This window comes from Candidatus Magnetobacterium casense (assembly GCF_019173545.1).
Lineage (GTDB): Bacteria > Nitrospirota > Thermodesulfovibrionia > Thermodesulfovibrionales > Magnetobacteriaceae > Magnetobacterium > Magnetobacterium cryptolimnobacter.
Window position 1 is genome coordinate 1 of record NZ_JABXWD010000357.1, and the last position, 3,475, is coordinate 3,475.

The 3,475-nt window shown below is 53.8% G+C and carries 2 protein-coding genes; one reads left to right on the forward strand and one right to left on the reverse strand.

The genetic code is table 11. The annotated features are described in order from the left end of the window. The first annotated feature begins 199 nt into the window (after window positions 1-199). Entirely contained in the window at window positions 200-2,587 is a 2,388-nt protein-coding gene (locus HWQ67_RS14745) for a GAF domain-containing protein (RefSeq protein ID WP_218253452.1), read from the forward strand. A gap of 138 nt (window positions 2,588-2,725) precedes the next feature. On the opposite strand, the gene HWQ67_RS14750 is transcribed toward HWQ67_RS14745, so the two are convergent. Beyond that, window positions 2,726-3,475 (reverse strand): Dna2/Cas4 domain-containing protein (locus HWQ67_RS14750; protein ID WP_218253453.1); only part of this gene is annotated, 750 nt, incomplete at its 5' end.

A 3,475-nucleotide genomic window follows, 5' to 3' on the forward strand; every position in this document is an offset into this window, starting at 1 on the left:
CCCCTACCCCCTACAAGGAGGGCGGCTCCGCCCCCTCCTTGACCTCCCCTGCAAGGGGACCAGTCCCCTTGACCCCGTTTATCTTACCCACCAAAAGTTTATGCACCCGACAGTACCGGCAATGTTTGCAAAAATTCTGCTCCGGGGTGTACAATGATACAACTCAAGATGAGACCGTTCGGACGAAAAAACAACGACCATGGATAGTTCAGGCGACATTGTAAAACAGATATTCAGCTACGGACTGAAGCAAAGCGACGTCAAACGTATCCTCAGCGCCGCGGGCACAGAGGGGCGGGATGAACTGATCGACAAGATAGCGGGGCTTATAACCAAGATAACCGCCATCATTGAGGTCTCCAACCGCGTCTCCTCCATCCTCGACCTTGACATGCTGCTGAAAAACCTCATCGAAATAACTACGCAGGCCCTGGGAACCGACAGAGGAAGCCTGTTTATCAACGATGACGAAACAGCGGAACTCTACTCAAGGATCGCCATAGGGGAGCTGACAAAAGAGATCAGATTCCCCAACAACCGGGGAATCGCCGGTGCGGTGTTCAGCTCGGGGACGGCGCTGATCATCAACGACGCCTACAGCGACCCGCGCTTCAATCAGGATATAGACAAACAAACAGGCTATAAAACAAGAAACATACTCACCACCCCCATAAAGACCAGACAGGGCAAGTGCATCGGTGTCATGCAACTCATCAACAAGCAGGAGCGTCCTGCAGCGGAAAAGATGCACGACGGAGACTTCACCAACGAAGACCTGACACTGCTTGAGACCATCACCCTGCAGGCCTCTGCCGCCCTGCAAAACGCAAGCCTCTTTACCCAACTGCAGCGCATCAGGGACGAAGAATCCACGCTGCTTGAGCTGACCAGGTCGCTTTCTACGGAGTTACAGTTAAAGCCCCTGCTGCTGAAGATCATGGATACGGCAACGTCCATCCTTGAGGCAGACCGCAGCACACTGTTTCTGTATCTCGAAAAGACCGGTGAACTGTTGTCGCAGGTTGGTCAGGGACTTGAGGGTAAAGAGATTCGTATCCCCTGCAACATGGGCATAGCAGGGTCGGTGTTTACCACCGGAGAGACCGTAAACATCCCCGATGCCTACCAGGACAGTCGCTTTAACCAGGCCGTTGACAAGAAAACCGGCTACAGAACCAAGTCTATCCTCTGCATGCCCATCGTCAACAAGGAGGGCAAAAGTATCGGCGTGATGCAGGTGCTCAACAAAAAGGGCGGCCCCTTTACCGTGATCGACGAAAAACGTCTGCGTGCGTTCTCCGCTCAGGCCTCCATTGCCATTGAAAACGCCAAGCTCTTTGACGACGTGCTGAACATGAAAAACTACAGCGAAAGCATCCTGGAAAGCATGAGCAACGGCGTCATAAGCCTCAACGAAGACGGCCTGATAGTCAAGTGCAACGGGGTTGCACTGCACATGCTGGACGCCACCTTTGACCAACTGAAGAACAAACACCTGAGTCACTTCTTTGCCGGTAAAAACGACTGGGTACTGGAGAGTATCAGGCGGGTCGAAGACACCGGCAACCAGGACATCAACATGGAAATGGACATGGTAACGCTGAAAGATAATACGACCTCCGTAAATCTGACCGTGCGGCAGCTCCTCAACACGCACGGCGCCAATATAGGTACCCTGCTGGTCTTTGAGGACATCTCACGCGAAAAACGCCTGCGCAGCACAATGGCCAGGTACATGACCAAGGAGATAGCCGAGCGACTGCTTGACACCGGCGATGACCTACTCGGCGGACAAATACAGGAGGCCTCGGTGTTGTTCTCCGACATCAGGGACTTTACGGGCATATCGGAGAGACTCGGCGCCGGACAAACCGTCAGTATGCTCAACGAATACTTTACCCTGATGGTGGATATCATCTTCCGCTACGGCGGCATCCTGGACAAGTACATAGGAGATGCGATCCTGGCGGTTTTTGGCACCCCCTTTGTCACCCCCAAGGACACCGACAACTGTGTTACCGCAGCCATTGAGATGATCGAGGCCCTCAGACACTTTAACGATAAGAGGAGCAAATCCGGTACGGAGCAAATCAACATCGGCATCGGCATCAACACCGACGAAGTGCTCTCGGGAAACATCGGCAGCCTCAAACGGATGGACTACACGGTCATTGGCGATGGCGTCAATCTCGCCTCAAGGTTGGAGGGGGCCAACAAGTTCTTTGGCACCAACATCCTGATCAGCGAGTTCACAAAGAAGCGCCTCAACAACAAGTATTTGCTCAGGGAGCTAGACCTTATCAGGGTCAAGGGCAAGCTCAAACCCGTATGTATATACGAGGTCATGGACTATCACAGGGCCGTCTCAAGGGAGATTGACATCATGGAGTGGATCGCCACATTTGAAGGCGCCCTGGGGCTGTACCGGCTAAGGAAATGGGAGGCAGCCATCGGCCAGTTTAACGACGTCCTCGCCATCAGTGGACAAGACAAGGCCGCCAGGATGTACATCGACAGGTGCAGGCACTTCATGCAGACACCACCGACCGATGATTGGGACGGCGTCTGGGTCATGGAGTCAAAGTGAGTGGAAGAAAATGAAACGATAGATAATTCTATGTGAAATTAATTTGACAATGTCACATTTAAGTAAACATCAGGTATTGTCTGAACTATGATTACACAGAGTAGCGGAGCCGCCCCTTTCTCTCTTCTCCCTCCTTCTTCACACCCACTTCAAACGCGGCTGCTCTACGTAGGCGATGACACCATCGACCTTACGACCCCTGAAGTAATCGCTCAGTATCCTGACGTAGTTGCTGACCTGCTGCTCATGCGCGGGGGAATCCTCGACGCTGACCTTGAAGTCCACAACCACTACCTTGTTATCGTCTGCCACCACCAAGTCCATCCTGTAGAGCGTACCAATAGGGAGGGCAAACTCCTGCTCCCTGAGAAACTCCCTGCCAACCCTGCTGCCAATGATTTCCATGAGGCCATCCACCATAAAGAACCGCCTCAGGATGCCCAAGACCTCTGCCCTGATGTAGCGATGAGCCGATGCCACAAGCACACGATCTATGATTGCCTCCAGTTGCGGGATAACATCCACGGAGTAATCGATGAGACTCAAAATCCGATGAATGAGTTCGCCGCGCTGACGGGCCACCCCTGGCGTAAAGACGCCAATATCCGACGCCTGCTGCTGCCTTGGCGCAAAATCAAGGCCCCTGCGATGGTAACGCAACGCAAACGGCTCCGACTCCGGCTCATCCGCCACCAGGACGGCCTCCGGTTTGCCGACATCAGGGGCACGGGGCCGAAACTCATCCACCGGCAACAGGTTAAACGGGTACGACGCCTTGGCACCCTTGACGCCAACGACGTAAAGCTCCGCCTTTGCCCGCGTAAAGGCCACGTACAGGGCATTGAGCCGGTTTACCTTGTCTCTGAGGCGTTCCTCCTCGTAGGCATC